The sequence below is a fragment of the Streptomyces sp. NPDC047886 genome, from assembly GCF_043204435.1.
Lineage (GTDB): Bacteria > Actinomycetota > Actinomycetes > Streptomycetales > Streptomycetaceae > Streptomyces.
The window spans coordinates 59,589-83,989 of the sequence record NZ_JBIDCF010000011.1 but is presented as its reverse complement, the minus strand read 5'-3'; the positions used below and the strand labels follow the sequence as shown (position 1 = coordinate 83,989).

23 protein-coding genes and 1 riboswitch are annotated in these 24,401 nt (G+C 72.7%); of the genes, 10 read left to right on the top strand and 13 right to left on the bottom strand.

The features are described from left to right. Window positions 1-100 precede the first annotated feature (100 nt). The 7 genes from ACGF5U_RS28120 to ACGF5U_RS28090 all read right to left on the bottom strand — a co-directional run bounded on the left by ACGF5U_RS28120 (window position 101) and on the right by ACGF5U_RS28090 (window position 7,604). A complete protein-coding gene (locus ACGF5U_RS28120; RefSeq protein WP_392716629.1) occupies window positions 101-754 on the bottom strand; it encodes a TetR/AcrR family transcriptional regulator in 654 nt (217 codons plus the stop codon). A 134-nt stretch (window positions 755-888) separates the two neighbouring features. After that, window positions 889-1,569, bottom strand: coding sequence for a DUF4166 domain-containing protein (locus tag ACGF5U_RS28115; protein WP_392716456.1), 681 nt, complete (start codon window positions 1,567-1,569; stop codon window positions 889-891). Beyond that, entirely contained in the window at window positions 1,566-2,264 is a 699-nt protein-coding gene (locus ACGF5U_RS28110; protein WP_392716454.1) for a hypothetical protein, read from the bottom strand. Before ACGF5U_RS28110 ends, ACGF5U_RS28115 begins: the two co-directional genes overlap by 4 nt. A 119-nt stretch (window positions 2,265-2,383) precedes the next feature. Beyond that, window positions 2,384-3,241: an ABC transporter ATP-binding protein gene (locus ACGF5U_RS28105; protein ID WP_392716452.1), complete on the bottom strand. Its 858-nt coding sequence runs from the start codon at window positions 3,239-3,241 to the stop codon at window positions 2,384-2,386. Then, window positions 3,238-4,260, bottom strand: coding sequence for a FecCD family ABC transporter permease (locus tag ACGF5U_RS28100; RefSeq protein ID WP_392716450.1), 1,023 nt, complete (start codon window positions 4,258-4,260; stop codon window positions 3,238-3,240). The genes ACGF5U_RS28105 and ACGF5U_RS28100 overlap by 4 nt, the downstream gene beginning before the upstream one ends. Window positions 4,261-4,313: 53 nt before the next feature. After that, window positions 4,314-5,312, bottom strand: a complete 999-nt coding sequence (locus ACGF5U_RS28095; RefSeq protein WP_392716448.1) for an ABC transporter substrate-binding protein — start codon at window positions 5,310-5,312, stop codon at window positions 4,314-4,316. 56 nt (window positions 5,313-5,368) lie between these two features. Next, a riboswitch (cobalamin riboswitch) is annotated at window positions 5,369-5,456 on the bottom strand. 222 nt (window positions 5,457-5,678) lie between these two features. After that, window positions 5,679-7,604 (bottom strand): protein-arginine deiminase domain-containing protein, encoded by a 1,926-nt coding sequence (locus ACGF5U_RS28090; protein WP_392716627.1) that lies wholly within the window; start codon window positions 7,602-7,604, stop codon window positions 5,679-5,681. Between the two features lie 268 nt (window positions 7,605-7,872). On the opposite strand from ACGF5U_RS28090, the gene ACGF5U_RS28085 reads away from it, so the two are divergent. Beyond that, window positions 7,873-8,895 carry a DUF3048 domain-containing protein gene (locus ACGF5U_RS28085; protein ID WP_392716446.1) on the top strand — a complete coding sequence of 341 codons (1,023 nt, stop codon included), beginning with the start codon at window positions 7,873-7,875 and terminating at the stop codon, window positions 8,893-8,895. Window positions 8,896-8,965: 70 nt separating this feature from the next. On the opposite strand, the gene ACGF5U_RS28080 is transcribed toward ACGF5U_RS28085, so the two are convergent. Together ACGF5U_RS28080 and ACGF5U_RS28075 are read right to left on the bottom strand one after the other, a co-directional pair. Beyond that, entirely contained in the window at window positions 8,966-9,238 is a 273-nt protein-coding gene (locus ACGF5U_RS28080) for a hypothetical protein (protein ID WP_392716444.1), read from the bottom strand. Between the two features lie 136 nt (window positions 9,239-9,374). Then, window positions 9,375-10,277 carry a class I SAM-dependent methyltransferase gene (locus ACGF5U_RS28075; protein WP_392716442.1) on the bottom strand — a complete coding sequence of 301 codons (903 nt, stop codon included), beginning with the start codon at window positions 10,275-10,277 and terminating at the stop codon, window positions 9,375-9,377. Window positions 10,278-10,340: 63 nt separating this feature from the next. Between ACGF5U_RS28075 and ACGF5U_RS28070 the strand changes: the two genes are divergently transcribed. The 5 genes from ACGF5U_RS28070 to ACGF5U_RS28050 all read left to right on the top strand — a co-directional run bounded on the left by ACGF5U_RS28070 (window position 10,341) and on the right by ACGF5U_RS28050 (window position 15,974). Beyond that, a complete protein-coding gene (locus ACGF5U_RS28070) occupies window positions 10,341-11,144 on the top strand; it encodes a PadR family transcriptional regulator (RefSeq protein ID WP_392716440.1) in 804 nt (267 codons plus the stop codon). Next, on the top strand, window positions 11,083-11,847 hold the full coding sequence (locus tag ACGF5U_RS28065) for a formate/nitrite transporter family protein (protein ID WP_392716438.1): 765 nt from the start codon (window positions 11,083-11,085) through the stop codon (window positions 11,845-11,847). Before ACGF5U_RS28070 ends, ACGF5U_RS28065 begins: the two co-directional genes overlap by 62 nt. Window positions 11,848-12,017: 170 nt before the next feature. Then, window positions 12,018-12,860 (top strand): thioredoxin domain-containing protein, encoded by an 843-nt coding sequence (locus ACGF5U_RS28060; protein ID WP_392716436.1) that lies wholly within the window; start codon window positions 12,018-12,020, stop codon window positions 12,858-12,860. Window positions 12,861-13,216: 356 nt separating this feature from the next. Further along, window positions 13,217-14,605, top strand: a complete 1,389-nt coding sequence (locus tag ACGF5U_RS28055) for a family 2B encapsulin nanocompartment shell protein (protein WP_392716434.1) — start codon at window positions 13,217-13,219, stop codon at window positions 14,603-14,605. Beyond that, a complete protein-coding gene (locus ACGF5U_RS28050) occupies window positions 14,592-15,974 on the top strand; it encodes a SufS family cysteine desulfurase (RefSeq protein ID WP_392716432.1) in 1,383 nt (460 codons plus the stop codon). The genes ACGF5U_RS28055 and ACGF5U_RS28050 overlap by 14 nt, the downstream gene beginning before the upstream one ends. 85 nt (window positions 15,975-16,059) lie before the next feature. Here ACGF5U_RS28050 and ACGF5U_RS28045 read toward each other — a convergent pair whose 3' ends face one another. Both ACGF5U_RS28045 and ACGF5U_RS28040 read right to left on the bottom strand, forming a co-directional pair. Continuing rightward, on the bottom strand, window positions 16,060-16,920 hold the full coding sequence (locus tag ACGF5U_RS28045) for a transglutaminase domain-containing protein (protein ID WP_392716430.1): 861 nt from the start codon (window positions 16,918-16,920) through the stop codon (window positions 16,060-16,062). 27 nt (window positions 16,921-16,947) lie between these two features. Continuing rightward, on the bottom strand, window positions 16,948-17,310 hold the full coding sequence (locus ACGF5U_RS28040; RefSeq protein ID WP_392716428.1) for a peptidase inhibitor family I36 protein: 363 nt from the start codon (window positions 17,308-17,310) through the stop codon (window positions 16,948-16,950). Window positions 17,311-17,626: 316 nt separating this feature from the next. Between ACGF5U_RS28040 and ACGF5U_RS28035 the strand changes: the two genes are divergently transcribed. Continuing rightward, window positions 17,627-18,112: a hypothetical protein gene (locus ACGF5U_RS28035; RefSeq protein WP_392716426.1), complete on the top strand. Its 486-nt coding sequence runs from the start codon at window positions 17,627-17,629 to the stop codon at window positions 18,110-18,112. Window positions 18,113-18,140: 28 nt separating this feature from the next. Here ACGF5U_RS28035 and ACGF5U_RS28030 read toward each other — a convergent pair whose 3' ends face one another. Further along, window positions 18,141-18,950 (bottom strand): class I SAM-dependent methyltransferase, encoded by an 810-nt coding sequence (locus tag ACGF5U_RS28030; RefSeq protein WP_392716424.1) that lies wholly within the window; start codon window positions 18,948-18,950, stop codon window positions 18,141-18,143. A 293-nt stretch (window positions 18,951-19,243) separates the two neighbouring features. Between ACGF5U_RS28030 and ACGF5U_RS28025 the strand changes: the two genes are divergently transcribed. From ACGF5U_RS28025 to ACGF5U_RS28015, 3 genes are all read left to right on the top strand, one after another. After that, window positions 19,244-19,690 (top strand): hypothetical protein, encoded by a 447-nt coding sequence (locus tag ACGF5U_RS28025; protein ID WP_392716422.1) that lies wholly within the window; start codon window positions 19,244-19,246, stop codon window positions 19,688-19,690. A 391-nt stretch (window positions 19,691-20,081) separates the two neighbouring features. After that, a complete protein-coding gene (locus tag ACGF5U_RS28020) occupies window positions 20,082-21,284 on the top strand; it encodes a GDSL-type esterase/lipase family protein (protein WP_392716420.1) in 1,203 nt (400 codons plus the stop codon). Window positions 21,285-21,367: 83 nt separating this feature from the next. Then, window positions 21,368-22,141 (top strand): methyltransferase domain-containing protein, encoded by a 774-nt coding sequence (locus ACGF5U_RS28015; protein WP_392716418.1) that lies wholly within the window; start codon window positions 21,368-21,370, stop codon window positions 22,139-22,141. 59 nt (window positions 22,142-22,200) lie between these two features. Here the strand turns inward: ACGF5U_RS28015 and ligA are convergent, their stop codons facing one another. Further along, window positions 22,201-24,339 (bottom strand): NAD-dependent DNA ligase LigA, encoded by a 2,139-nt coding sequence (ligA, locus tag ACGF5U_RS28010; RefSeq protein WP_392716416.1) that lies wholly within the window; start codon window positions 24,337-24,339, stop codon window positions 22,201-22,203. Between the last annotated feature and the right edge of the window lie 62 nt (window positions 24,340-24,401).

Here is a 24,401-nt window from a genome sequence, read left to right as displayed (position 1 = left end):
GCCGAGGGCGCGGTCGGCGAACTGCTGGGCGACGCTTTTCGTAGGGACCCGCTGACCCGTGCCCCAGGGCCGTCCGCCGCCGCGCCCGCCGCCCGGCCTGTCACCGGCGCGGGGATGTACGGCGGCGGAGCCGGTGCCGTACCGCCCGCTGGGCCACGGGACCGAGTTCCTCCAGGACGCCGACGAGCTCCACGAGCCGTTCCAGCGCGTCGAGGGCCCGTTCGGCGCCGAGCGGGTCCACGCCCTCGTACAGCTCCAGGCCGACGAAGGAGGCGGCCAGGGCGCGGGCGAGCCCCGCCGGATCGGTGAACTCGCCGAGCGGGGTGGAGCCGATGACCCGGGCGAGCACCCGCTCCAGCTCCTCGACCCACAGGTCGAGCCCGGCGGCCGTCGCCGGCGCCAGCCGTGGATGGGTCTGCGCGCCGGCCAGCAGCTGGCCAAGGACGGCGACATGGCCGCCCGCCCGCTCCTCGGCGTGCAGCCGCCGTCCGAGCTCCAGCAGTTCACCGAGCGTGGTGACGGCGGCGAACCGGTCGCGGTAGCGGGCGACGCGCTGTTCGGCGCCGTGCCGGCAGGCGGCGGCCAGCAGCTCGTCCATGGACCCGAAGTGGTAGAAGACCAGCGCCTGGTTCACGCCCGCGGCCGTCGCGACGGACCGCGCGGACGTCTTGGCGATGCCCTGCTCGGTGAGCGTGCGCAGGGCGCCGTCCAGCAGCTTCACCCTCGTGTCCCGGCTCCTGGCGTCCTGGCCCACGACGCTCCGCCCGGTGCCCTCGCGCCCCGTGCCGTTCTGCACCGGACCGTTCTTCCCCGCGCCGTCGCGGCTCGTGCGTCGCTGCCCGCTCGTACCGGTCCGGCTCCCGCCGTCCCGGCTGCCGGTCTCCGCTGTCACGTCCGTGCCTCCTCGCGTACCGGGCGCAGCCCGGCGCGCACCCCGTGGGAGCGTACGTCGGCGTACTCGGCGGTGAACGACCCTTCGTAGCCGAACAGCGGGCCGAAGTACCGGTTGGTGACCCGTACCCGGATACGGAAGCGGTCCTCGGCTTCGTCGTAGGACTCGCGCACCTCCGCGTCACCGCCGATGAGGTGTGGGACCCGCACGTCCACCGGCCCTTCACGGAACCGGTGTTCCCCCGAGCGGATCAGCAGCGAGCCGTCCGGTTCCACACTCGGGTGCAGATCGCTGGCGAGGTGCTGGTGCGTGCCCAGGTAGTCCAGGACGCAGCCGCGCTCGGGGCTGTAGACCATCGTGGCGTCGAAGCGGCGCGGCCCACCGGGCAGCGCGAAGGTCCGTACGAACGTCACGGTCTCACGGCCGTACGCATCGGTGTACGGGACGTTCTCGATGGTGAAGGGCACCTGACGGCCGGTGCGCGGGAGCAGGATGTTCCGGGTGCCGCCCAGCGCCAGGAACGGCTTCACGAAAGGGCGCCCGTGCCAGATCCGGTCCATCACGCCCCGGCCCACGCACGCCTCCCCGCTGTCAAGACCGACCGAGAAGCGCCGCCGCAGCCGGGGGTGGAGCCGGTCGAAGTCGTCACCCAGGGCTTGGCGGAAGATCGAGGTCATGGGCGCTCCAGCGAGGTGAGGAGGGCCGGGGTGGCGGCCCGGCCGGGAGGGGTGCGCAGACAGCGCCGCGCCGCCGGGGTGACGGGCAGCACGGGGGCGAACAGCGCGGCCGCGGCGACCGGCAGGGCGACGGCCGGCCCCGCGTACAGCGCCGTCGCGAGGACAGCGAGCAGCCGGACGGCGGACTCGCCGACCGCGTACCCGAGCGAGCGCCGCGGTGTGACGCCGCGCTCGCACCACAGACGCAGCCGGTCGAACGACCAGGCGGTCGCCCAGCCCATCAGCGGCCGGAAGACGAGACGGTCCGCCAGCCGCCCGAACCGCCCCCAGCGCGGCCGGTAGTCGTAGCCGGTGAGGAACCGGATCCCGTCCGGACCCGGCACGTAACGCCAGTAGCCGCTGCCCTCAGCGAGCAGCGACAGCGGATGCGGCGAGAAGAAGCGCAGCGCCGACACCCGCTCGCCGTCCCGCCGGCGCTCACCGGCGGACACCCCCGTACCCGCGACGGTCAGGAACGGCAGCACCCGGGTCGCGTACCGGAACCGCTGGGGTCCATCGGGCTCGTCCGCCCCGCGCGGGAGGTACGTGATGGTCGTGAAGCGCAGGTCCCACCGCTGGTGCTCGGCGGGATCCTGGGTACGCGCCCAGAGCGTCTCGAGGTCGCTCCGTACGCATGTCTCGACATAGATCCCCACCCCTGCCCGCCCCTGTCCGCCGTCGCTGTGCGTCCCCGCGGCCGCCCTCTTGAGCGACCGCTCAATTCCTTGGGTGTGACGGTAGCGCCACTTGAGCGTTCGCTCAACCCGGGAGGCCGTCAGTCCCGCAACGGCAGGTAGAACACATGGGGCACGCCCGTCACCGGGTGGGCCGCCACGCGCGCGGGCACGCGGTAGACGTCCGCCAGCAGTTTCTCGGTGAGCACGTCGCCGGGCGTGCCGGAGGCCACCACCCGCCCCTCGGAGAGCACGTGGAGGCGGTCGCAGTACGCCGCCGCCAGATTGAGGTCGTGGAGCACCACCAGGTTCGTGGTGCCCAGGTCCCGCAGCAGTCCGAGGACCTCCAGCCGATGGCGGACGTCCAGGTGGTTGGTGGGCTCGTCAAGGGCGAGCAGCCCCGGCTCCTGGACCAGGGCGCGGGCGACCAGCGCCCGTTGGCGTTCACCACCGGACAGTTCGTCGAACCGCCGGTCGGCGAGCGCTGCCACCCCGACCCGCCGCAGGGCCCCGGCGACCCGCCGCGCGTCGTCGGGACCGTCCTGCTCCCAGAACCGCTTGTGCGGCGCGCGGCCCATCGCCACCACCTCCCGGACGGTGAGCCCGAAGACGCCGGCCGCGTCCTGGGGAACCACGGCCACCCGCCGGGCACGCTCCCTCACCGAACGCGTGGCGGCGTCCGTACCGTCCAGCAGCACCCGCCCCGCCGTCGGCCGCAACGCGCCGTACACACAGCGCAGCAACGTGGTCTTGCCGCTGCCGTTGGGGCCTACCAGCCCCACCGTCTCGCCGGGCGACGCGGTCAGACCGACACCGTCCAGCAGCACCCGGCCCCCGACCGCGTACCGCACGCCCTCCACGGCCAGCGCCACCCGCGCCCCGACCGGCCCCGCGCTCTCCCGCGCGCCGACCGGCCCCCCGGGCTCCGGGTCCCGCACCCGCGCCGTTCCGCCGGTCATTCCGCGATCCCCTCCGTCCGGGTGGACCGCCGCAGCAGCCACAGGAAGAACGGGCCGCCCACCAGCGCGGTGACGACCCCCACCGGTATCTCCTCCGGCGCGGCGGCCGTACGCGCCACCAGATCCGCCGCCGACAGGAACACCGCCCCGCCCAGGGCCGCCACCGGCAGCAGCGCGCGGTGCCCCGCGCCCACCACCATCCGGGCCGCGTGCGGCACCATGAGCCCCACGAAGCCGATCGCCCCGCTGAACGCGACCAGCACCCCGATCACCAGCGACACCAACACGAACACCCCCGCCCGGAACCGGCCCGTGTCCAGACCCAGGGTCCGCGCACCCTCCTCGCCGGCGAGCAGCAGATCGAGCGGCCGGGCCAGCAGAAGCAGCAGCCCGGTCCCCACGGCCAGCGCCACCGACGGCGGCGCGAGCTCCTCCCAGCGCGCCGCGCCGAGCCCCCCGAGGGTCCAGAACATGATCGACCGGACTTCCTCGGCCCGCGCGGACACCACCAGGACCAGGCTCGTGAACGCCGACAGCACGTACTGCACCGCCACGCCGGCCAGCACCAGCCGGCCCGTCGTCATCGTGCCGCCCCGCCGCGCCATCGCGTACACGGCGACGAGGGCGCCCATCGACCCGGCGAACGCGGCGACCGGCAGCGCGACCGTGGTCGCGACACCTGCCCCGACCCCGAGGACGACGACCACGACGGCGCCCGCCGACGCCCCGGACGACGCCCCGAGCAGAAACGGATCCGCGAGCGGATTGCGCACCAGCGCCTGGAGGACGACCCCCGAGACGGCGAGCCCGGCGCCGACGACCGCGCCCAGCACCACACGCGGCAGCCGCACGTCCCACACGATCGTGGCGAACGCCCCGGTCCGCTCGCCGGCGAACCCGTCCAGGACGAGGCGCACCACCTCGCCCGGCGGAATGCGTACCTGACCCAGGGCCAGGCCGGCGACCGCCACCACGACGAGGGCGGCGGCCAGCCCCGCCACCGCGACCGCACGGGTCACGACGCGGCCGTTCCCCCGACGTCCGCCTCCGTCGCGGCGCTCGACGCCGCGCCTCACGCGGCGTCGGGGTGCAGCTGGCGGGCCAGGTCCGCCACGGCGTCACCGACGCGGACGCCCAGCACGACCGACGACAGCGGCAGCACGGCGAACCGCTTGTTCCGCACGGCCGGTACACCGGCCAGCGCGGGGTCGTCCAGGAGGCGCCGCTTCTTCGCCTCGACGCTCGTACCGCCGTAGTCGTAGATCACGATGACCTCGGGCCGCCGCGCGATGACCTGCTCCCACGACACGTCACCGAAGGTCTTGTCGAGATCACCGAAGACGTTCTCACCGCCCGCGAGGGAGATGATGTGGTGGCCGATACCGGCGCCGCCGGCCGTGAACGCGGCGGTGTCACCCGAGTCGTACACGAAGACCGAGGGCCGTGCCGTGCCCTTCAGCCGCGCCCGGACCGCGTCGATCCGCCGCTCCTCCTCCCGGATCAGCCGCTCGCCCCGCTCCGGCACGCCGAAGGTCCGCGCCAGCTCGGTGATCTCCGTGCGCAGCAGGTCCAGGCCCACCGGCCCCTTCGCGCAGTACTCGACGTTCAGCCGGGTCTTGACGCCGCTCTTCTCCAGGCCGGCCCGGTCCCGGCCGGCGCCCTTGTCGAAGGCGCTGGCGTACCCGCCGTACACGAAGTCGGGCCCGGCGCCGAGGAGTACCTCCTTCGACGGGTACTCCTCCGCGAGGACCCTCACCTCGTCGTAGGCGTCCCGGTAGGCGGGCAGCACCGCGTCGTCCAGGTAGGACGTGCCGGCCATCCGGTCCTCGAGCCCGAGGGCCAGCATCAGCTCGGTGGCGTGCTGGTTCATGGTGACGGCACGCTCCGGCGGTGCCGTGAAGGTCGTCGTCACACCGCAGTTGGTGACGGTGTACGGAAAACCCGCCCCGTCCGGTGCGGCGGCGGAGCCGGGCGCTCGGCCGCCGCCCGTGTCCGTGGCACCGCAGGCGGCCAGCGGAAGGAGCAGGGCGGTGGACAGCAAGGCGCGCAGGGAGGCGCGAAGACGGGCCATGGCCGTACCTCTCCGGGGGATCCTCGTCCCCTGGTCGGAATGGAAGGGCGGCGCGTCAGTGTCTGACTCCCGGGGGCGCGCGCGGACACGCGCGGACCCGGTCACAGTGGCGGGACCGTACCGGATTCGCACCGGTTTCCTGGTCCGCGCCGCCCGAAGTGATCACCTGACAGTGTGCCAGACGCCTCGGCGCGTCCATGGCCCCGCCCGACCGCCAAGGCTTCGGCCGATCGGGCGACCGGCCATCCGCCCGCCCGCGTCCCCGCCCGCCCGCTGGCCGTCCCGCCCGACGGGTCCTGCCGGGTCCGGCCCGGCCCGGACCCGTGGCGGGCCGGGCCGGACCCCGTGGCGGCACCTCGTCCGGCGCTACTTCCACCAGCGCTGGGAGGTGTCCCGCAGCGAGTTCGTCCCGCAGTGCACCTCACCCATCCCCAGGTGGTACGTGTAGTAGTCGTCGATGTACGAGACCCGCATCCCGGCCTTCCGGTACGCCGTGCTGACCGCGTCCGTGAAGATGTCACGGCCGCCGATCACGGGCCCCCACTGCCGGGGCGCGAGGTAGCGGTCCCGGCCGAGTACCACGCCGTTGACGGCACCCGGCACGTACGCGCTGGTCATCACGGCGTTCCCCGGCCGGTCGTCGGCCGACTCCAGACGGCGCTGCTGGCCGTACTTGCGCACCGCGTCCGGGGTGTCGGCCGAGCCGCCGAGCCGGCGCAGCAGCGGCATCCGGTCGCCCTCCTCGCCCTCCTCGACGCCACGCGTGAACAGGGCGGGCACACGCACCACTTCGGCGTCCGTGACGCCGGTCTCGCGCTGGAGGATCGCCAGGTTGGCCTCGATGCGCCGCGCCGCCATGGCGTTGTCGTCGCGCAGCTTCCGCGAGGCGAGCACCTGGTCGATGGTCTCCTTCGGCGCGGGTATGCCGAGCGCCCCCTTCACCGAGAACATCCGGGTCCCGCCGTGCCCCTGGGCCTTCGCGTCACGCAGCAGCCGCAGCCCCGCCTCGGGGTCGGCGATCGCGACCCGCCAGCCGCGCGGCGTGTTCGCGGGCAGGAACTGCACGAACTCGTCCACGTGCCCGACGTGCAGCCAGGACGTGTCGAGCAGCAGCGGGTCCTGCATGCCCTGCGCGGCGAGCAGCGTGCGCATGGCCTTCGCGGGCTTGGCGCCGGTGTCCTTGCGCTCGCCCATGATGATCCGCCCGGCGGGGAACGACCGGCCGCCGTGCTCATAGGGCGGAATCGTCTCCAGGTTGCCCATGGAGTTCAGCGTCCACTCCTCCGAGCCGAGGACCCGGGAGACCTGCACCACGCCCACGTCACGGCCGCGCAGGCCGAACAGCTGCCGGCCCGCCGTACGGTCGGGCTGCGCCGAGCGCAGCATGACGCGCATCGACCGCGGCGTACCGCCGGGCCCGGCCATGCTGACGTAGGCGGGCTCCACGAAGTCCTGCGTCCACGGGTCGTCGTCCTCGGTGAACTTGAGCGTGCCGCCCTTGATGCCCGCGCGCTTGGCCTCCGAGTCCAGCGCCCGGACGAACGTCCTCTGCGTCCTGGCGTACGCGTCGTCGCCCCGCACCTGCGTCACCAGCAACCGCTGGGTCTGCTGGAGGTGGTGGTGCGTGAGCAGCGGCGCGACACGCAGCGTGACCCGGTCGGTGCTCACCGGCGCGCCACCACCGGGGCTGATCCGCAGCTCGACCACCGCGCGGCCGTCCCAGACGGCCGGGTCGCGGACGACGTCGGTGCCCTCCATGCCCAGCTCGACACCGGTGCGCAGCTCGGCTGCCGTCAGCTTGGTGGTGGGCGTCAACAGGGTCCAGCCGGCGGGTCGTTTGACGAACAGCCGCGTGTACGCGGCGCCCTTGCCGACGATCCGCACGGTGCCGGACGCGGAACCGGCGAGCTTCGCCACCGGCACGGTGCGCAGCCGGGCCAGGTCGGCGACGTCGGCGGCGCCGTTCACGGTGGTGTCGGCGCCGTCGTTGCAGCGGGCGAGGGCGGCGTCCGTGAGCGGCTTGCCGCCCGGACCCGTGGTGCGGCACCGCTTGGCGTCGTCATCGATGTTGGGCAGGAAGACCGCTCCCCGCTTGGTCGTCCAGGTGTCCTCACCGCTCTGGTCGGTGGAACCGGTGACGTCCACCCTGCCGTCCCGGTTCACGTCGGCCCGCAGGTCCGCCGTGACGGGTGCGGTCGCGGGTGCGGCGAACGCGGGGGTCATGGGGGCCGCCAGGCTCGCCGCCGCCACGGCGATGGCGACGGTGGTCAGCCCGGGGGATTTCACGCGCATCATGAGGCCCTTCTCGGTGGTTGCGCAGCATCAGGTGCTCCTCGATGACTGATGGCGCCAGGGCCGCACGCGTTGCGTGGCGGACGAAAGATCCGCCCGCAGAGGTAGACGCGGGGACGCGTACGGGATGACGCGCGCTCCACCCCCGGGACGAGAGGGCCGTGCCGGAAGCCGTCCTGGAGATCCTTGACAGGGACCGGGATCCTTGCTCGTCCGCCGCGATGCCGACCCGGAACCCGCGTGGTTCACTTGTTGCAGGAGCAGGCCAGTGGCTATCAGACGGACGCCCGCGCTGGCCGGCGCAGCAGCCGCTGTCGTGACCGGCGCAGCGGTGGCCGCCGGCTTCTACGGTTGCTCGGCGTCGGAGCCCGAACCCACCCCGCAGAGCCCCTCGGCCACCGCGCCGCCCAGCCCCGCCACCCCCACCACCCCTTCACGGCAGGGGATTTCCCCCTTCACCGGACTGCCGGCCCGTACGGCCCCGGTACTCGCCGTCAAGATCGACAACGTCCGCCCGGCCCGTCCGCCCACGGGCCTCGAAGCGGCCGACATCGTCTATGTCGAACAGGTCGAGGCGGGTCTGAGCCGCATCCTCGCGATCTACTCGTCCCGGCAGCCTCCCACCGTGGGACCGGTCCGCAGCGCACGCGAGTCGGACCTGGAGCTGCTGCGGCAGTTCGGCCGGCCGGCGCTCGCCTACTCGGGCGTGCAGTCGGCGCTGCGGCCCCTGATCGACGCCGCCCCCCTGTACCCGGTGCCGCCCGGGAAGGCGCCCGGGGCGTACGTACGCGACCGTGACCGCCCGGCCCCGCACAACCTCTACCTGCGCCCCGAACGGGCCCTGGCCGCCGCCCCGAAGGCGGACAAGGCCGCCGACATCGGGTTCCGGTTCGGTGCCGCACCGCCCGGCGGCAGGGAGGTCAACGAGCGTACGGTGCGCTACCCGGCGGCGCGGTTCAGCTTCACCTGGTCGGACACCGAGAAGCGGTGGCTGGTGGGCATGGACGGCACGGCGGCGCGGACGTCGGACGGCCAGCGGCTGGGCGCGCGGACCGTGGTCGTGCAGAACGTGGACGTCACGCCGTCGGCGTTCAAGGACCGAGGGGGCAACGTCACCCCGTACACGCGGACGGTGGGCTCCGGTACGGCGTCGGTGCTGCGTGACGGCCGGGTCCACGACGCCAGGTGGTCGCGCCCCGCGGCCGAGGGCGGGACGTCCTTCACGACTCCGGCGGGCGCGCCCCTGAACTTCGCGCCGGGACAGGTGTGGATCGTGTTCGCCGCTCGCTGACCGCGCTTCCGCCCGGCCACGGGGCGGCCCGCGCCGCACGCACGCCCCGGCCGTCGCCCCTCCGCGTGTGCTAGAGCAGGCCGCCCAGTCCCAGCCCGGGGGAGGCCTTCTCGCCCGAGGCGGTGTCCTCGGCGGGGCCGGTCGCCTGGCGGGAGCCGGAGCCGGAGCCGGAGCCCGAGCCGGCGGCCTGCGGGGAGCCGGGGCCGGTGTTGCCGTACGACTGGTGGGAGTGGTTGCCGTTCCGCGTCTCCACCTTGTCGTCACCCACGGCGTTGGCCACCGGAGCGGCGGCACCGAGAACGGCCGCGGCCACACCCACGGTGGCGAGAACCTTCTTGATCATGGTCCAACCCTCTCGTCGACGGGCCCGGGCGCCCGGGCCCTCCTGCCCAACGGAGGACCCCGGGACGTGTAACGGCCCGTCGGACCGGCGAGGTGCCGTTCACTCGTTCGCCGCTCTCCCGGTCGCCCGCGAGCGGTCACGGGCGGTCGGCGGTGATCAGCCACATCGCCGACTCGTACAGCACGCCGCCCTGCGTCCGGTGGGCGTCGATCGTGGCACGCAGGCCCTCCAGCGCACGCCGCCTGCCCGCTTCGTCCAGCCCTTCGAGCATCCACGCGAGCATGCCCGAGACGAAGGCGTACGCCTGCTCCGCGTCGGGGCCGAAGTACATCGGAGCGGACAGGCCCTCGAAGACCGGCTCCGCGAAACCGGCCGCCCGCAGCCGGGTGCGGACCACGTCCGGGTCGGCCATGGCGAACGGGCCGGGCGCCCCCGGCGGGGGCGGCCCCGGCAGGTCACGGCCCGCCGTCATGGCCTCGCCGAAGGCGAGGAACCACGGGTTGCGGCGCGGTTCCCGCCAGACAAGCTGGACGAGCCGGCCGCCCGGGCGCAGAGCCCGCGCGATGTTGCGGAACGCGGTCACCGGTTCGGCGAAGAACATGGTTCCGGTGCGGCTGAGCGCCACGTCGAACACCCCGTCGCCGAACGGATACGCCTGGGCGTCGCCCTGTTCGAAGACGACGTGCGCCAGTCCCTGCCGCGCGGCCCGCTCCCGCGCCACGCGCAGCATCTCGCCCGACAGATCGACGCCGAGCACCGACCCTCCGGCCGCCTCCCCGTCCACGCCCCGCCCGCCCGCGGTCGCCCCTCCGGCCGCCTCCCGTCCTGCGGCGCGCGCCGTCTCTCCCGTACCGCAGCCGATGTCGAGCACCCGCTCGCCGGGACGGATCGCGGCCGCGTGGAGGAAACGTCCCTGATAGGCGCGGAGCGCACGGTCGAACTGATCCGCGTGTGCCGCCCAGTAGGCCCCCTCGTCGCCGTCCCAGGCCCTGGCCTGCTCGGCGTTCGACGGATCGACCTGGAGAGTCTTGCCGGTCATGCCGACCACCTGCCTATACTCCCAAAGGGACTATCCATTCCGGTCTACGCCTCGGGGGTCCCCATGTCAAGACATCCTGAGCTCAGCACCACCTCCTACGCGGTGCTCGGCCTGCTGGCGGTGCGGCCGTGGAGTACGTACGAGCTGGCCCGCCAGATGACCCGCAGCATGGACCGTGTCTGGCCGAGGGCCCGCAGCAAGATCTACGAGGAGCCCAAGAAGCTCGCCCGCCACGGCCTGGCGGTGGCCACCCGCGAGTCCGTGGGCAGACGTCCCCGTACTGTCTACGCCATCACCCCGGCGGGACGCCGGGCGCTCGCCGAGTGGCTCGGCGAACCGGGCGAGGGCCCGGTCCTGGAGAGCGAGCAGCTGCTCAAGGTGTTCTTCGCCGAGTTCGGCACCACCGAGGACGCCCTGGCCACGCTCCGCGCCGTCCGGGCCTGGGCGGCCGAGCGCAACCGCGACAACCTCGCCACCGCGCGCGGCTACCTCTCCGGGGACGGGCCGTTCCCCGAACGCACCGCGCAGACCATGCTGGTCGGCCGCTTCCTCACCGACTTCTACCGGATGACCGCCGAGTGGGCCGAGTGGGCCGCCGCGCTGGTCGAGGAGTGGCCCGAGACCCCCGGGGAGGCCGCGCCGGACCGGGAACAGCTCGCGGAGACGGTCCGGCGCGCCGCCTGGAGCGAACCGCCCGAACAAGCGGACCGGCCCTCGCCCGTCACGGCAACAAGGGCCACAGGGCCCATGCCCGGGAGGACTCATGCGGACGAATCAGGCGATGCGGCGGGCGTAGCGTCGATGTGTGATCAGTGTCGCGGAGAACCTCGAAGAGACGGTGGGCCAGGCTGCCCACAAGGCACATGACCTCGCGAAACCCGGCCGGTACACGGTCTCCGCCGTGCTCGCGGGGGCCTACATAGGCGTCGGCGAGGTGCTGATGCTCGTGGCCGTCTCGCCCTTCGTCGCCCAGCACTCGGCGGGAGTCCGGCTGCTGGAGGGGGCGGTCTTCCCCGTGGCGCTGACCCTGGTGATGTTCGCCGGTGGGCAGTTGTTCACGAGCAACGTCATGGTGATGCTGATCGGCGCCCTGTCCGGGCGCACCGGGCTGCGCGCGCTCGTCGGGAGCTGGCTGCTGTCGCTGATCGGCAACTTCGTGGGCGCCTTCGCCTTCGGGGCGATGGCGCACGCCGGAGGGGTGCTCGACACACCGTCGGCCCGCGCGATGCTCGCCGAACTCGTCGTCGCCAAGCAGGAGCTGACGTCAAGTCAGCTGTTCTGGCGTGCCGTGCTCTGCAACATGCTGGTCTGCCTGGCGGTCTGGATGTTCTACCGGGTGCGGGGCGACGCGGCGAAGGTCTTCGTGCTGTGGCTTCCCGTACTGGTCTTCGTGGCGGTCGGCTTCGAGCACTGCGTGGCCAACATGTCGCTGTTCGGCCTCGCGATCCTGGACGGCACGGCGGACTTCGGAGACCTGTTGCGGAACCTGCTCGTCACCGTCCCGGGCAACGTGGTCGGTGGAGGACTGCTTGTGGCGGGCTCGTACTGGTATACGGGCCGCTCAGGTTGACCCGTGCCGCCCGCCTGTCGATGCCACCGACGCCGCCGATGCCGCGATGTCGGCGATGTCGGCGGGACCAACGACCCTGAGCCGAGGTCCAACGACGGATCGGCGGGCGCTTTCCGCTTTCTAGTCTGAATGTGGCCCCATGGGAGGGCCCGCAGAAAGGGAAGTGGGAAATGGCGCCGAACAACGGCAGAGCCCAGGCGAACGCCGACCGGAATACCGGCGGAAATTCAGGCGGCAAAGCGGGTGGCGACCCCGGTGCGACGGCCAGGAGAACCCTGCGCACGGCGGTGCTCACCACGGCGGCGCTCGCCCTCGCCGTCGGGGGAGGGGTGGGCTGGTACGCCGCGCGTTCCACGGACGACCCGACGAGTGTGGCCGCAAGCGAGAACGCCGGCGCCGACGTTGCCAAGCCGTTCGTCAAGCCCGCCAACACCACAGGTCAGGACGGCACCGTCGTCACCTACGGCAAGGCCGACGCCAAGCACACGCTCTCCGTCTGGCTGGACCCGCGCTGCCCCTACTGCGCCGGTCTCGAAATGGGCCTCGGAAAGGTCATGAAGGAGCAGGCCGACCAAGGTCTGTACAAGATCGAGTACCACTTCGCCACCTTCCTCGACGGAACGCTCGGTGGAAAGGGCTCGAAGCGTACGGTGAACGCGCTCGGCGCCGCGGTGAACGAAAGCCCCGAGAAGTTCCACGCCTATCTCGGAGTGCTCTACTCGAACCACCCCGAGAAGGAGTCGGACGACAAGTTCGGCTCGACCTCCACCCTGCTGAAGCTCGCCGACCAGGTGCCCGGGCTGCGCTCGCCCGCCTTCAACAAGGCCGTCAAGGAACTCACGTACATGCCGTGGGTGGACAAGGTGTCCGCCGCCTTCTACGAGAGCGGCGTGACCGGCACACCGGTCGTCAAGCTGGACGGCAAGGAGCTCGACGTGCTGTCGGGGAAGGGCATCGACTCCATCACCCCCGACGCGTACAAGGCGCTCGTGGAGGCGGAGCTCAAGGGCTGAGGCGGCCATTCCCCAGGCCGAAGTGGCCACCCATAAGCCCTGCTTGAAGAACCCCAAAGTGCTTGTAAGGCGTCAAATCGGGCCGTATTCGGTCCGGCGAGGCTGTGCGGGAGTACGGCGGGGAAGGAAGTGTTCGATAAACGCACATGCCGTGACCATATGAGGTGCGCCGCGGTCGCTCATGCGTCCGCAGCCGTTCGCATCCAGCATCAAGCCATATCGTCATAAGATCTATTAAATATGCTCTTGTGATCACTGGTCGTCCCACGGAGGATCGCTCCTCGTTCCCGCATGTCATCCGTCCCGGCCGGGCCCGACGCCCGTCCGCCGGTGCGCCCTTCTGCGAGGAGGACCCTGTGAACGATCGGCTCAGTCTCAGCCCCGAAGCGGCACGGCAACTCGCGAACACCACCAAGACCAGCCCCCAGATGCGCGGCATCACCCCGCGCTACCTCCTGCGCGCCCTCCCGTGGGTCGACGTCGAATCCGGCGTCTACCGCGTCAACCGCCGCCGGACCTACGTCCTGGGCGACGACCGCATCAGCACCCACTCCGACGAGGGCGCGGGCGGTCCGGCCCGCGTCATCCCCGGGGACCTGCGGGAACTGCCCTACCTCCGGGACGCCGACGACGCGCTCCTCACCGAACTCGCCGGCGCCTTCACCGAAGTCACCTTCGAACCGGGCGAGTTACTCGCCCAGGACGGCGACACCGCCGACCGGCTCTGGGTGCTCGTACGCGGCCGCGCCGAGAAGCGCGCGACCGGCCTCTACGGCGAGGACGCCCTGCTGGAGGTCATCGGCGACGGCCAGTTCTTCGACCTCGAGGCATGGACCCGCGCCGAACCCATGCCCTACCGCGTCCAGGCCCTCACCGCCGGCGTGGCCGTCTGCCTCGACCGCACCGCGCTCGCCGCGCTCAGCGACCGCCACGCACCCCTGGCGGCTGCCGTCGACACCTACCTCACCGACGGCACCGCCATGGCGGGCGCCGAAGTACCCGTCGACCTCAGCGCCGGGCACGCCGGTGAACCGGACCTGCCGGGCACGTTCGTCGACTACGAGGACACGCCCCGCGAGTACCACATGACGCTCGCCCAGACCGTGCTGCGCGTCCACACCAGGGTCGCCGACCTCTACAACGGGCCCATCGACCAGACCCGCGCCCAGGCCAACCTCACCGCCCACGCCCTGCGCGAGCGGCAGGAGGCGTCCCTCCTCAACCACCCCCGCTTCGGGCTGTTCCACAATGTCGCACCCGGCCAGCGCGTCCAGTCGCGCACCGGCGCGCCGACCCCCGACGACCTGGACGAACTGCTGTCGCGGGTGTGGAAGCAGCCGAGCTACTTCCTCGCGCACCCCAAGGCCATCGCCGCGTTCGCCCGTGAGTGCACCCGCAGGGGCGTGCCGCCGGTGACCGACAGCCGGTTCGGCAGCCCCCTGCTCACCTGGCGCGGTGTCCCCCTCCTGCCCTCCGACAAGGTCCGCTTCTCCGGCGGCGGCGCCGGAACGACCGAGATCCTGCTCATGCGGATGGGCGAGGCCGAACAGGGCGTCGTGGGCCTGCGCCCGGCGGCCGTCGCCGACGAGATCGAACCGGGCCTGTCGATGCGGAACATGGGAGTCGACCAGAAGGGCATCACCTCCTACCTGATGACCGCCTACTTCAATGCCGCGGTGCTGGTGGAGGACGCCACGGCCGTGCTCCAGAACGTCGGGGTGCACAACTACCATGACTATTCCTGACCTCACCCGGGCCACGCCCCCGGCCACGGCGACGGCTCCGTCCCACGCCCCGGCAGCCGTCGCCCCACCGTCCGGGTCCACCGTGCGGCAGGGCGCCTTCTCACCGGAGGCGGCGCGCGCGGACGTCCCCGTCCTGCACCGCACCGTGAACGGCAGGCCGCTGGTCTGGCTCGACAACGGCGCCACCACCCAGAAACCCCGGCAGGTCATCGAAGCGCTCGCGGCCTTCTACGGCTCGGCCAACTCCAACATCCACCGCGGCGCCCACACCATGGCGCGGGAGGCCACCGAAACGTACGAAGGCGGCCGTGAGGCCGTCGCCCGGTTCCTGAACGCCCCGTCCGCCGACGGCATCGTCTTCGTACGCGGCACCACGGAGGCCGTCAACCTCGTCGCCCACAGCTGGGGCCGGGGCAACCTCGGTCCGGGCGACGACATCCTCGTACCCGTGCTGGAACACCACTCGAACATCGTGCCCTGGCAGCTCATCGCGAAGGAGACCCGCGCCCGGGTGGTCCCCGTACCCCTCACACCGGACGGGCGGATCGACCAGGACGCCTACGCCGACCTGCTCTCCATGCGCACCCGCCTCGTCGTCGTCAGCCAGGCGTCGAACGTGCTGGGCACCATCCCGCCGGTCGCCGAGATGACCGCCCTCGCCCACCGCTACGGCGCCAAGGTACTGGTCGACGGCGCCCAGGCGGTGGCCCACTTCCCGGTCGACGTCCAGGCCCTCGACGCCGACTTCTACGCCTTCTCCGGCCACAAGCTGTTCGGCCCCACGGGCATCGGCGCCCTCTACGCCAAACCGGAGATCCTCGCCGGCATGGCACCGTGGCAGGGCGGCGGAAACATGATCGAGTCCGTCGACTTCACCCGCACCACCTACGCCTCCGTGCCGCACCGCCTCGAAGCCGGTACGGGCCACATCTCGGGCGTCGTCGGACTGCTGGCCGCGCTCAACTGGCTGACGTCCTTCGACCGGAACGCCGTCGCCGCCTACGAGAACTCCCTGCTCGCCTACGCCCAGCAGGCCCTGGCCACGATCCCCGGGCTCGACGTCGTCGGCGCGGCACCCGAACGGGTCGCCGTCCTCACCTTCACCCTCGCCGGGCACGACCCGGCGGAGATCGCCGCCTGGCTCGACCAGGACGGCATCGCCGTCCGGGCGGGCCACCACTGCGCGCAACCCGCACTCGCCCACTACGGCCTGGAAACCGCTGCGCGAGCCTCGCTCGCCCTCTACAACACGACCGAGGACGTGGACCGCCTGGTCGCGTCCCTCATGGCCCTCCGGCAGGCCCCCGCCCCGACATCCCGGACGACCGACAGCCGACCGAGAGCCGACCGTCAGCCGGCGGTCAGCTGACCGTCAGCGCGTTCCCGTCCGGCAGCGGACCGGCCCCGGCTCCTTCCGCCGACGCGGAGGGGGCCGGGGCCGGTCGCGTACCGCCTCACGCCGCCGCGCGGCGCCCCAGAACGGCGTCGCCGACGACCCTGGCCAGCGGACAGAGCGTCTGGCCGTGCGCGGCGAACAGCGCGTCACGCGACGGGAAACGCCCCAGGTCGCGCAGCACCGACGCCGACAGGTCGTACGCGGAGCAGCTGCCGCCGCCGCAGGTGGAACCGTCCCAGTCGACGGCGGTCCTGGCCAGCGCCTCGAACAGCGTCTGCGTCCCCGTGTTCGTGAAGCCGCGCGGGTTGCCCGCGGCGAGCGCGCCGAGGCTGCCGAACAGTTCGGACACCGGCACCCACGCCGCCGCGCACTCGTTCCCGTCGCCGTTCCCGCTCCTGCCCCCGGCCGCGTTCCCGTTCCCGTTCCCGCTCCTGCCCCCGGCCGCGTACCCGCCGTCGTCCTCGCCCTCGTCCTCGAACCGGAACTCGGGCCAGGCCAGAACGACTTCCGACGGAACGAGGTACCGGGTGCGCGGGAACCTCGGATACCAGAAGGAGCCGTCCACGACCAGGCCGCGCACCCGCGTACGCACACCGAAGGCGCGAGCCACCGCCTCCAGCACGGCCAGCCGCTGACTGCAGGAGCCGCGGCCCCGGGCCAGCGTGCGCGACACGGGCTGGGTGTCGTCCATGGCGTACACGGGCCGCACCCGCTCCTGGATCAGCCCGTGAGCGGCCGCCACCAGGTCACGGGCACCGGCTTCCGGCCCCGCCGCGTTCCGTGCGTCGGCGACCAGCGCGGCGACCCGGGGGTGGCCCCGGTCGAGGATCGGTGTCGCCGCGACGGAGCCGTACTCTTCTCGCCCCGAGGGCGCGCCGGAACGCCGACGCCACCATGGAGTCACCACCGCACAGGTCATGGGGCCATGCTAGGCGGACCGGTCCGGTCAGCACTCACCGCGCCAGACGACCTTGGTGATGGTGGGGTAGGGCGCAAGGAAGTTCGCCTTGTAGTCCCCGGGTCCGGGGTTGTAGTGGTAGCACTCGCTCCACGAACCGAACGAGACCTGCACATGGTCGTACCCGGGATAGACGTGGCCGTTGTTGAAGATGGACCCGATGCCCGAGACGCTGCCGGACCAGTTCCCAGCGGTCTTGAGTTTGAGCGTGCCGGTCTGGTTCCAGCCGGAGTACGCGCAGAAGTAGCCCTTGGGACAGCCGGGCGGGTTCGCCTCGGCCGAGGCGGGGGTCGCGGTCGCGAAGATCAGGGAACCGGCTGCGGCGATGATCCCGAGAGTGCGCTTGCGCATGGGTGACGCTCCCTTCGTGCGGTGCCGTGGACCGTGCGGACGCCGGTGAACGTAGACGATGACGCAGGCCGGACGGGGATCTTCCGCCCGCATCCGGGGCGCGGGCGGCTCGAATCGGTCGGGTTCGCCTGGCCGCGGGGTCCACGGGCGTACACGGCTCCGCGTGGGCGCGGGGTCCACGTTCCGCGTGGGTGCGGGCCGCCGCGCGTGCCCGTCGCCGTGGGCGCCCGTCGCCGTGCCGGGGGCCGTCACTCGTGTCGGGGAGTTGCGCCGTACGAAGGTCCGGTTCCCGCCCCCGGTACGCCAGAGTGGCCGCATGCGGATGCGCCGGATCGTGCCCCTCGCCCTCGTCGTCCTCCTGGGAGCCGCGGCCTGCGTGTCCGTGCCCGCGATGCCCGGTCCGCATCCGGGGCCGACGCCGGCGGGGGACCGCGCTCCCGTCCCGGTCGACCGGCCGGAGCCCGCCCCGCCGTCGCCGCGCGAGGAACTCGCGACCATCCCGCCCGCACCGCCGCCGGTGACGCGGCCCGTGGAGCCCGCGCGGCAGGACACCCGGAACGAGCGGAACGCGCGCTCCGCCCCCCACGGCACCCGGCCCCCGCGCGACCGGCGGACGTCCGTGCCCGAGCGGCCTCCCCACAGCGCGCCGGCGAAGGCCCGCCCTCCCCGCGCCACGGCGCCCGCCGTACGCGCCCCGCGCCCCGGGCGGACGTACGACGGCATGCGCGGCCTGTGCCGTGCGTCGCAGGGCGTCACCGACCCCTCGATCACGGCGCTGTGCCACCGCACGTACGGCCGCTGAACGCCCCCTGTCGCACGGGTTCGGCGCGTTACGGCGCGAGGTGCGGTGCCCCGGCGTGGCCGACACGCAGCTTCGACTGACCGTGCGGCAGACGCTCCCAGTCGTCCATGAAACGGGCGGCGAGACCGTGCTTCCGCGCCAGCGCGACCAGGGTCTCGGTGCGGTAGTAGAAGTCCTCGCGCAGGACCTGGTGCTCCCGCCCCTCGGTACGGTCGAAGGTGAAGTCGAAGAAGCCGTCGGGGGCCAGCACCCGGCCCACGTGGGCCAGGCACTCGTCGATGACCTCCAGCGGCGAGTGCGAGAACACGCTGTGGGCGTGCACCACCGAGAACCAGCCGTCGGGCAGGAAGTCCAGGGTCAGGTCGTCCACCGGGGTCAGATACGGCACCTTGTCCTGGAGGCCGTAGCGGACGAGCGTCTTCTTGGCCTCGACGAGGATGTCGGGCGAGATGTCGACCCCGTAGTAGTGACCGGGTTCGAGATGCTGGATGAACCGCCATCCCGCGCGCAGGTTCCCGCAGCCGATCTCCAGCATCCGGTCCTGCGGCTTCAGCCCGTGCCCGATGAGGTAGTCGTACTGCATACGGCCGATGGTCAGCCATCGCTCCCGCGACGGACCGCCGCCCACGGCCGCCTCCGGGCTCCGCGCGGTGTCGCGGGCCATCACCGCCCGGTAGTACGCCACGTGGCTGTCCCGGTGCTTGACGCGCAGCCAGGCGTCGCGCGCCGCGCGCCGCACATAGGGCGCCACCCGCTCCGGGTGGCGCAGCGCGTACCGCACCTTGTGCCCCAGCCTCGACCGGTTCGCCGACAACCGCGAGGCGGAGGTATCCGGCATGGCTCTCTCCCTGCCCTTCTCTGCTGGTGCTCCCCGCCGGACCTGCCCGGTCCGGCGGCTCCCGGGACTGGAACCCCGATGACGGGCCCACGCTCCACCCCGGTGCGGGCCCCGCGCCACGCCACCCGGCCCCAGGAGCGGGGACCGCACCCGTACGGGGGACACCGGTGTACTCCGTACGTGGCCCGGGTGCCGAGGCGGGTGGCCGATCGGACGGGGATGAGGGCCGGTCGGTCCTTGGGGCTCCCGGGGCCGGGGTTCCACGCTGGTGGGGAGGCAGGAGGAGGCTCCCCATGGACGATCGGGAGCGGACACGGCGGATCATCGACGACTACTTCGCGGCGGCCGCCGAAGCCGAACGGCTCCGCGACACGGTCACAGGCGCAGACCACGGCCCCGGCCACGAGAACGGCCCCGGCCACGACGACGGCACGGGCCACGACGACGGCACGGGCCACGACAACGGCACGGGCCACGACAACGGCACCGGCCACGACAACGGCACGGGCGCCCGCACCGAGGCGGCCGACCCCGCGAGGCTGCGGTGGCGGCGGCACCACCGACTCGACCCGCTGACGGCGCTCGAGGTGCGCATGTGGGCCACCAACCGGGCCCTGACCGCCACCGGCGCGGTGGGCGCTCTGGACGCCGCCGCTCCGGCGCTCTCGGATCACCACGCGGTCGAGGCGTGCATCGGCGACTTCGTCGCGACGGCCGACACGGACGCACCGGAGGCATGACCACGTCCGGAGGCGTGACGGTCATGCCCCCATCCGAACCCGCGTGACGGTCATGCCCCCATCCGAACCCGCGTGACGGTCATGCCCCCATCCGAACCCGCGTGACGGTCATGCCCCCATCCGAACCGGGACGACTCGGTCGTCCCGGACGGCTCCGGCTGCCTGATCATGCCCCTGTGGCCGGATCCCGACGCCGCCCCGGCACGCACCGGCGGCGTCGCCTCGCGACGGCGTGATGAAACCGAAACCTCCGGCTACCTGGCGGTAACAGGCTGAGGCGTGCGAGATTCCGCGTGCCACCGGCCGGCGGCGCGATCCCCCTCACCCTCATGCCACACCGCCTGGACTGTGTGCTGCCCCCAGGCGTGGCTGACCGCAGGAGTTCCCCGCCGTGACCGAATTCCGTACGTTCAGCACGACCTCCCCCCGTCCCGCGAGACCGTCGTCCCCGTTCCGACGGCTCGCCACCTCGGCCCTCGCGCTGCCCCTGGCCCTCACCGGCCTGCTGGGCACCGGTGCCGGCCCGGCGGCCGCGAGCCCGACGTCTGGGCCCACCGCGATCGTCTCCATGGGCGACAGCTACATCTCCGGCGAGGCCGGACGATGGAAGGGCAACAGCCTCACCAACAGCGGCAGTCGCGACGGCACGGACCGCGCGTGGACCGGCAGCGGTTACCACCCGTCTCTCGTGTACGGCCCCACCTCCGCGAACGGCTGCCACCGCTCCGACTCAGCCGAGGTGCACGGTACGACCGGGCTCACCGAGGCACGGATCAACATCGCCTGCTCGGGCGCCACCACGGCGAACGTCTTCCGTGCCTCCAGAGGCGGCCTGAGCTACAAGGGCGAGGCCCCGCAGGCCGATCAGCTCGCCACCATCGCCGCCACCCACAACGTCAGACTGATCGCCCTGTCGATCGGCGGCAACGACCTCGGCTTCGCCGACATCATCACCAAGTGCGCGACCGACTACATCGTCTGGTACTCGTACTGCCACGACGACCAGCAGGTGGCCGTCGACTCGAAGATCGACAAGGCCATGGCCGATGTCGCCAAGTCCATCGACGAGATCCGCGCGGTCATGTCCGGCGCCGGCTACACGGCGTCCGCCTACCGCATCGTCCTGCAGTCCTACCCGTCCCCGATCCCGCGCAGCACCGAGAACCGGTACTCCGAGAGCGGCTGGTCGCGCGTCAGCACCGGCGGCTGCCCCTTCTGGAACAAGGACTCCGACTGGGCCCGCGACTCCCTCGTCCCGCAGATCGCGAACCGGCTCAAGGGCGTGGCGGCCGCGAAGGGCGTCCAGTTCCTCGATCTGCGCGACATGCTGCAGGGCCGGGAGGTCTGCGCCAAGGCGAGCCGCCTGGTGAGCCCCACACAGCCGCCGTCGCCGACGACCAGCGAGTGGGCCCGCTGGATCGACAGCGACTCCACCCAGGGACCCGTACAGGAGTCCATGCACCCGAACCACTACGGCCAGCTCGGCCAGGGCCGCTGCCTCGCGCTCGTCCACGCCAGGCCGACGGGCGACTACAGCTGCCGGAACACCCCTGGCACCGACTCCTCGCAGATGTATCTCACCTCCCTCTCCTGAGGCGGGCCGGCCCGGTGGTCGTACCTCACAGCGGGCACCGGGCCGCTGGCGCCGTCGCCGTCCCGGGTGTTTGACTGCCCGGCATGTCACAGACCCTTGGTGCGCCCCGACCCGACCAGGCTGCCTACCTGCTGCGAGCCGCCGCCGGAGGCGCCGGCCGCGCGTACAAGCAGCGGTTGATCGACCTGCTGGACGTCCAGCGGGGTCACACGGTGCTGGACGTGGGGTGCGGCCCGGGCGCCGACTTGCCCGCTCTGGCGGAACGCGTCGGCGAACGCGGCACGGTGATCGGTGTCGACCGTGATCCGGCCATGCTCGCCGAGGCCCGCCACCGTACGGACGGGCTGGCCGGCGTGGAGCTCCGCGAAGGCGACGCCCATGCCCTCCCCGTCCAGCCGGGAACGGCGGACCGGGCCAAGATCGACCGTGTGCTCATGCACGTCGAGGAACCCGATGACGTACTCGCCCAACTGCACCTGGCCACCCGGCCCGGCGCCCTGATCGGCCTGGTCGAACCCGACTGGGACACGCTGGTCGTCGACGCGGAGGACCTCGACACCAGCCGCGCGTTCACGCGCTACACCACATCGGAGGTGGTCCGTCACGCGACCATCGGCCGCAGCCTGGCCCGCCGTGCCGAACAGGCGGGTTTCGTCGTCGAGACCGTGCTGGCCACGACTCCGGTGTTCCGTGACTTCGAGGACGCCGACCACACGCTGGGACTCGGCCGCAACATGCGTAAGGCCATCAAGGACGGGCGCGTGGAGGAAGGACGCGGCCGTCGCTGGTTCGCGTCCCTCCGCGAGGGCCAGTTCTTCGCCTCCTTCACCCTCGTCAGCGTGATCTGCTCCCGCTGACCCCCCGCCCGCCCGGGGCGCCGGCCGGCGCCCCCGACCACGGCGTACCGCTCAACGGTTCAGGGCAGCAGGTCGGCGACCAGGAGGGCGAACTCGTCCGGAGCGACCAGCCGTATGCCGAGCCCCTCGGCCTTGGCGCGCTTGGAGCCCGCGCCCGCACCCGCGACCACGAGGCTGGTGCGCCGCGAGACGCTGCCGGACGACGTGCCGCCCGCCCGTTCGATGAGCTCGTTCATCTGGTTGCGGCTGAGGCTCTCCAGCGGGCCCGTCATCGCGCCCGTGACGACGACCGTCAGACCCTGAAGGGGGCCTGCCGCCTCCGCCCCCGCCACGGCCGCGTCGGCCGCGTATGTCCCGTCCGCCCCGTCGTTCCCATCAGCTCCGTCGGCCCCGTCGGTGTCGCTCCGCGCACTGACGCCGGGTTCGGTCATGTTCACCCCCACCTCCACCAGTTTGTCGATGAGCGGGCCCAGCGCGGTGAGTTCGGCGACGATGACGGGCGCCTTCTCGGTGCCGATGCCCTCCACCTGCCGCATCGCCTCCGCGTCCGCCGCGCGGATCGCCTCCATCGTGGCGAAGTGCCGCGCGATACGGCGGGACATGGACCGTCCCGTGCCGCGCACGCCGAGCGCGCACAGGACCCGTGACAGCGGCCGCCCCTTGGCGCCGGCGATCGCGGACAGCAGGCCGTCGGTGCTCGCCGGACCCATCCGGTCCAGGGCCAGTACCTGTTCGCGGGTCAGGAGGAACAGGTCCGCCAGGTCCTGGACGAGGCCCGCTTCCACCAGCTGGACGATCCGGCTGTGACCGAGCCCCTCGACATCGAGCTGATCACGCCCCACCGCGTAGGCGAGGGCGGCGACCAGATGGCAGTCCCGGCCGCGCTCACAACGCCACCGCTGATCGCCGGTGTCGATCCCGGAACCGCACTGGGGGCAGGCATCGGGGAACGCGATCACCTGCTCCCGCCCGGTGCGCAGATGGACCACGGGGGCCTCGACACGGGGGATGATGTCCCCGGCCTTGTGGACCATCACGTGATCGCCCAGGCGCAGGTCCCGCCGAGTGATGTCGGCGGGGTTGTGCAGGGTGGCGTAGGTGACGGTGGAGCCGTCGATGTCGACGGGTTCGAGGACGGCGCGCGGCGCGATGACGCCCGTACGGCCGACGTTCCACTCCACCTCCAGCAGCCTCGTGATCTTCTCCACGGCCGGCAGCTTGAACGCGACCGCCCAGCGCGGCGCCCGCGATCCCGTGCCCGCGGCGCGCTGGTCGGCGGCCAGATCCGCCTTGACCACGATCCCGTCGATCCCGAACGGCAACTCCGCCCGCAGCGCCGCGATCGCCCGCACCCGCTCCAGCACCTCGTCCACCGTGCCGACGGTCAGGCCGGGCACCCGGGTGGACGCGGGCGTGTTGACGCCCAGCTCGGCCGCGTACTCGATCAGCCGGCCGTGCGCGGCTTCCGTGAGCCGTTCGCTCAGGTCGTCGCCACCGGCCGGCAGCGGCAGCAACCCGTACGCGAAGAAGGTCATGGGCAGCGAGTAGGCCCGGTCCTTCGCGCGCAGCGTGCCCGCCGCGGCGTTCCGCGGATTGGCGAACGGCGCCCCGCCGTGCGCGGTGCGCACCTCGTTGGCGCGCTGGAACTGGGCCGTCGTCATCAGGACTTCGCCGCGTACCTCCAAGGTGACCGGCTCCGCCAGCTCGCGCGGCAGCCCTTCTATCGTGGCGGCGGCGTGCGTCACGTCCTCCCCGGCCGTACCGTCTCCGCGCGTGATGAGCCGGACCAGGCGGCCGTCGGAGTAACGGGCCGCGACCGCCAGCCCGTCCAGCTTCGGCTGGACGTTCCACCGCGTCACCTCGTGGCCCGTACGGCGGGCGACGGAGGCCGTCCAGGCTGTGAACTCCTCGGCCGAGAAGACGTTGTCCAGGCTCAGCATGGGCCGGCTGTGCGGGACGTCGCCCTCGACGGCACCGGCCGCCACCTTTCCGCTCGGGGAGTGGGGCAGCACCTCGTCGGGATGCTCGTCCTCGTACGCGCCGACGGCCCGTACGAGCCGGTCGTAGGCGTCGTCGTCCAGCGGCGACGTGCCGTCCCCGTAGTAGGCGGCGGCCGCACGCCGCACCTCGTCCACGGCTCGGGCATAGGAGGGGGCGTCCAGCAGCACATCGGGATTCGTCGTCGTCATGCCTGCCATCGTGCCCGCCACCACTGACAACGCCGCCCGGCCGATGTCCGGGCAGGGCCGCCGCCGCACGC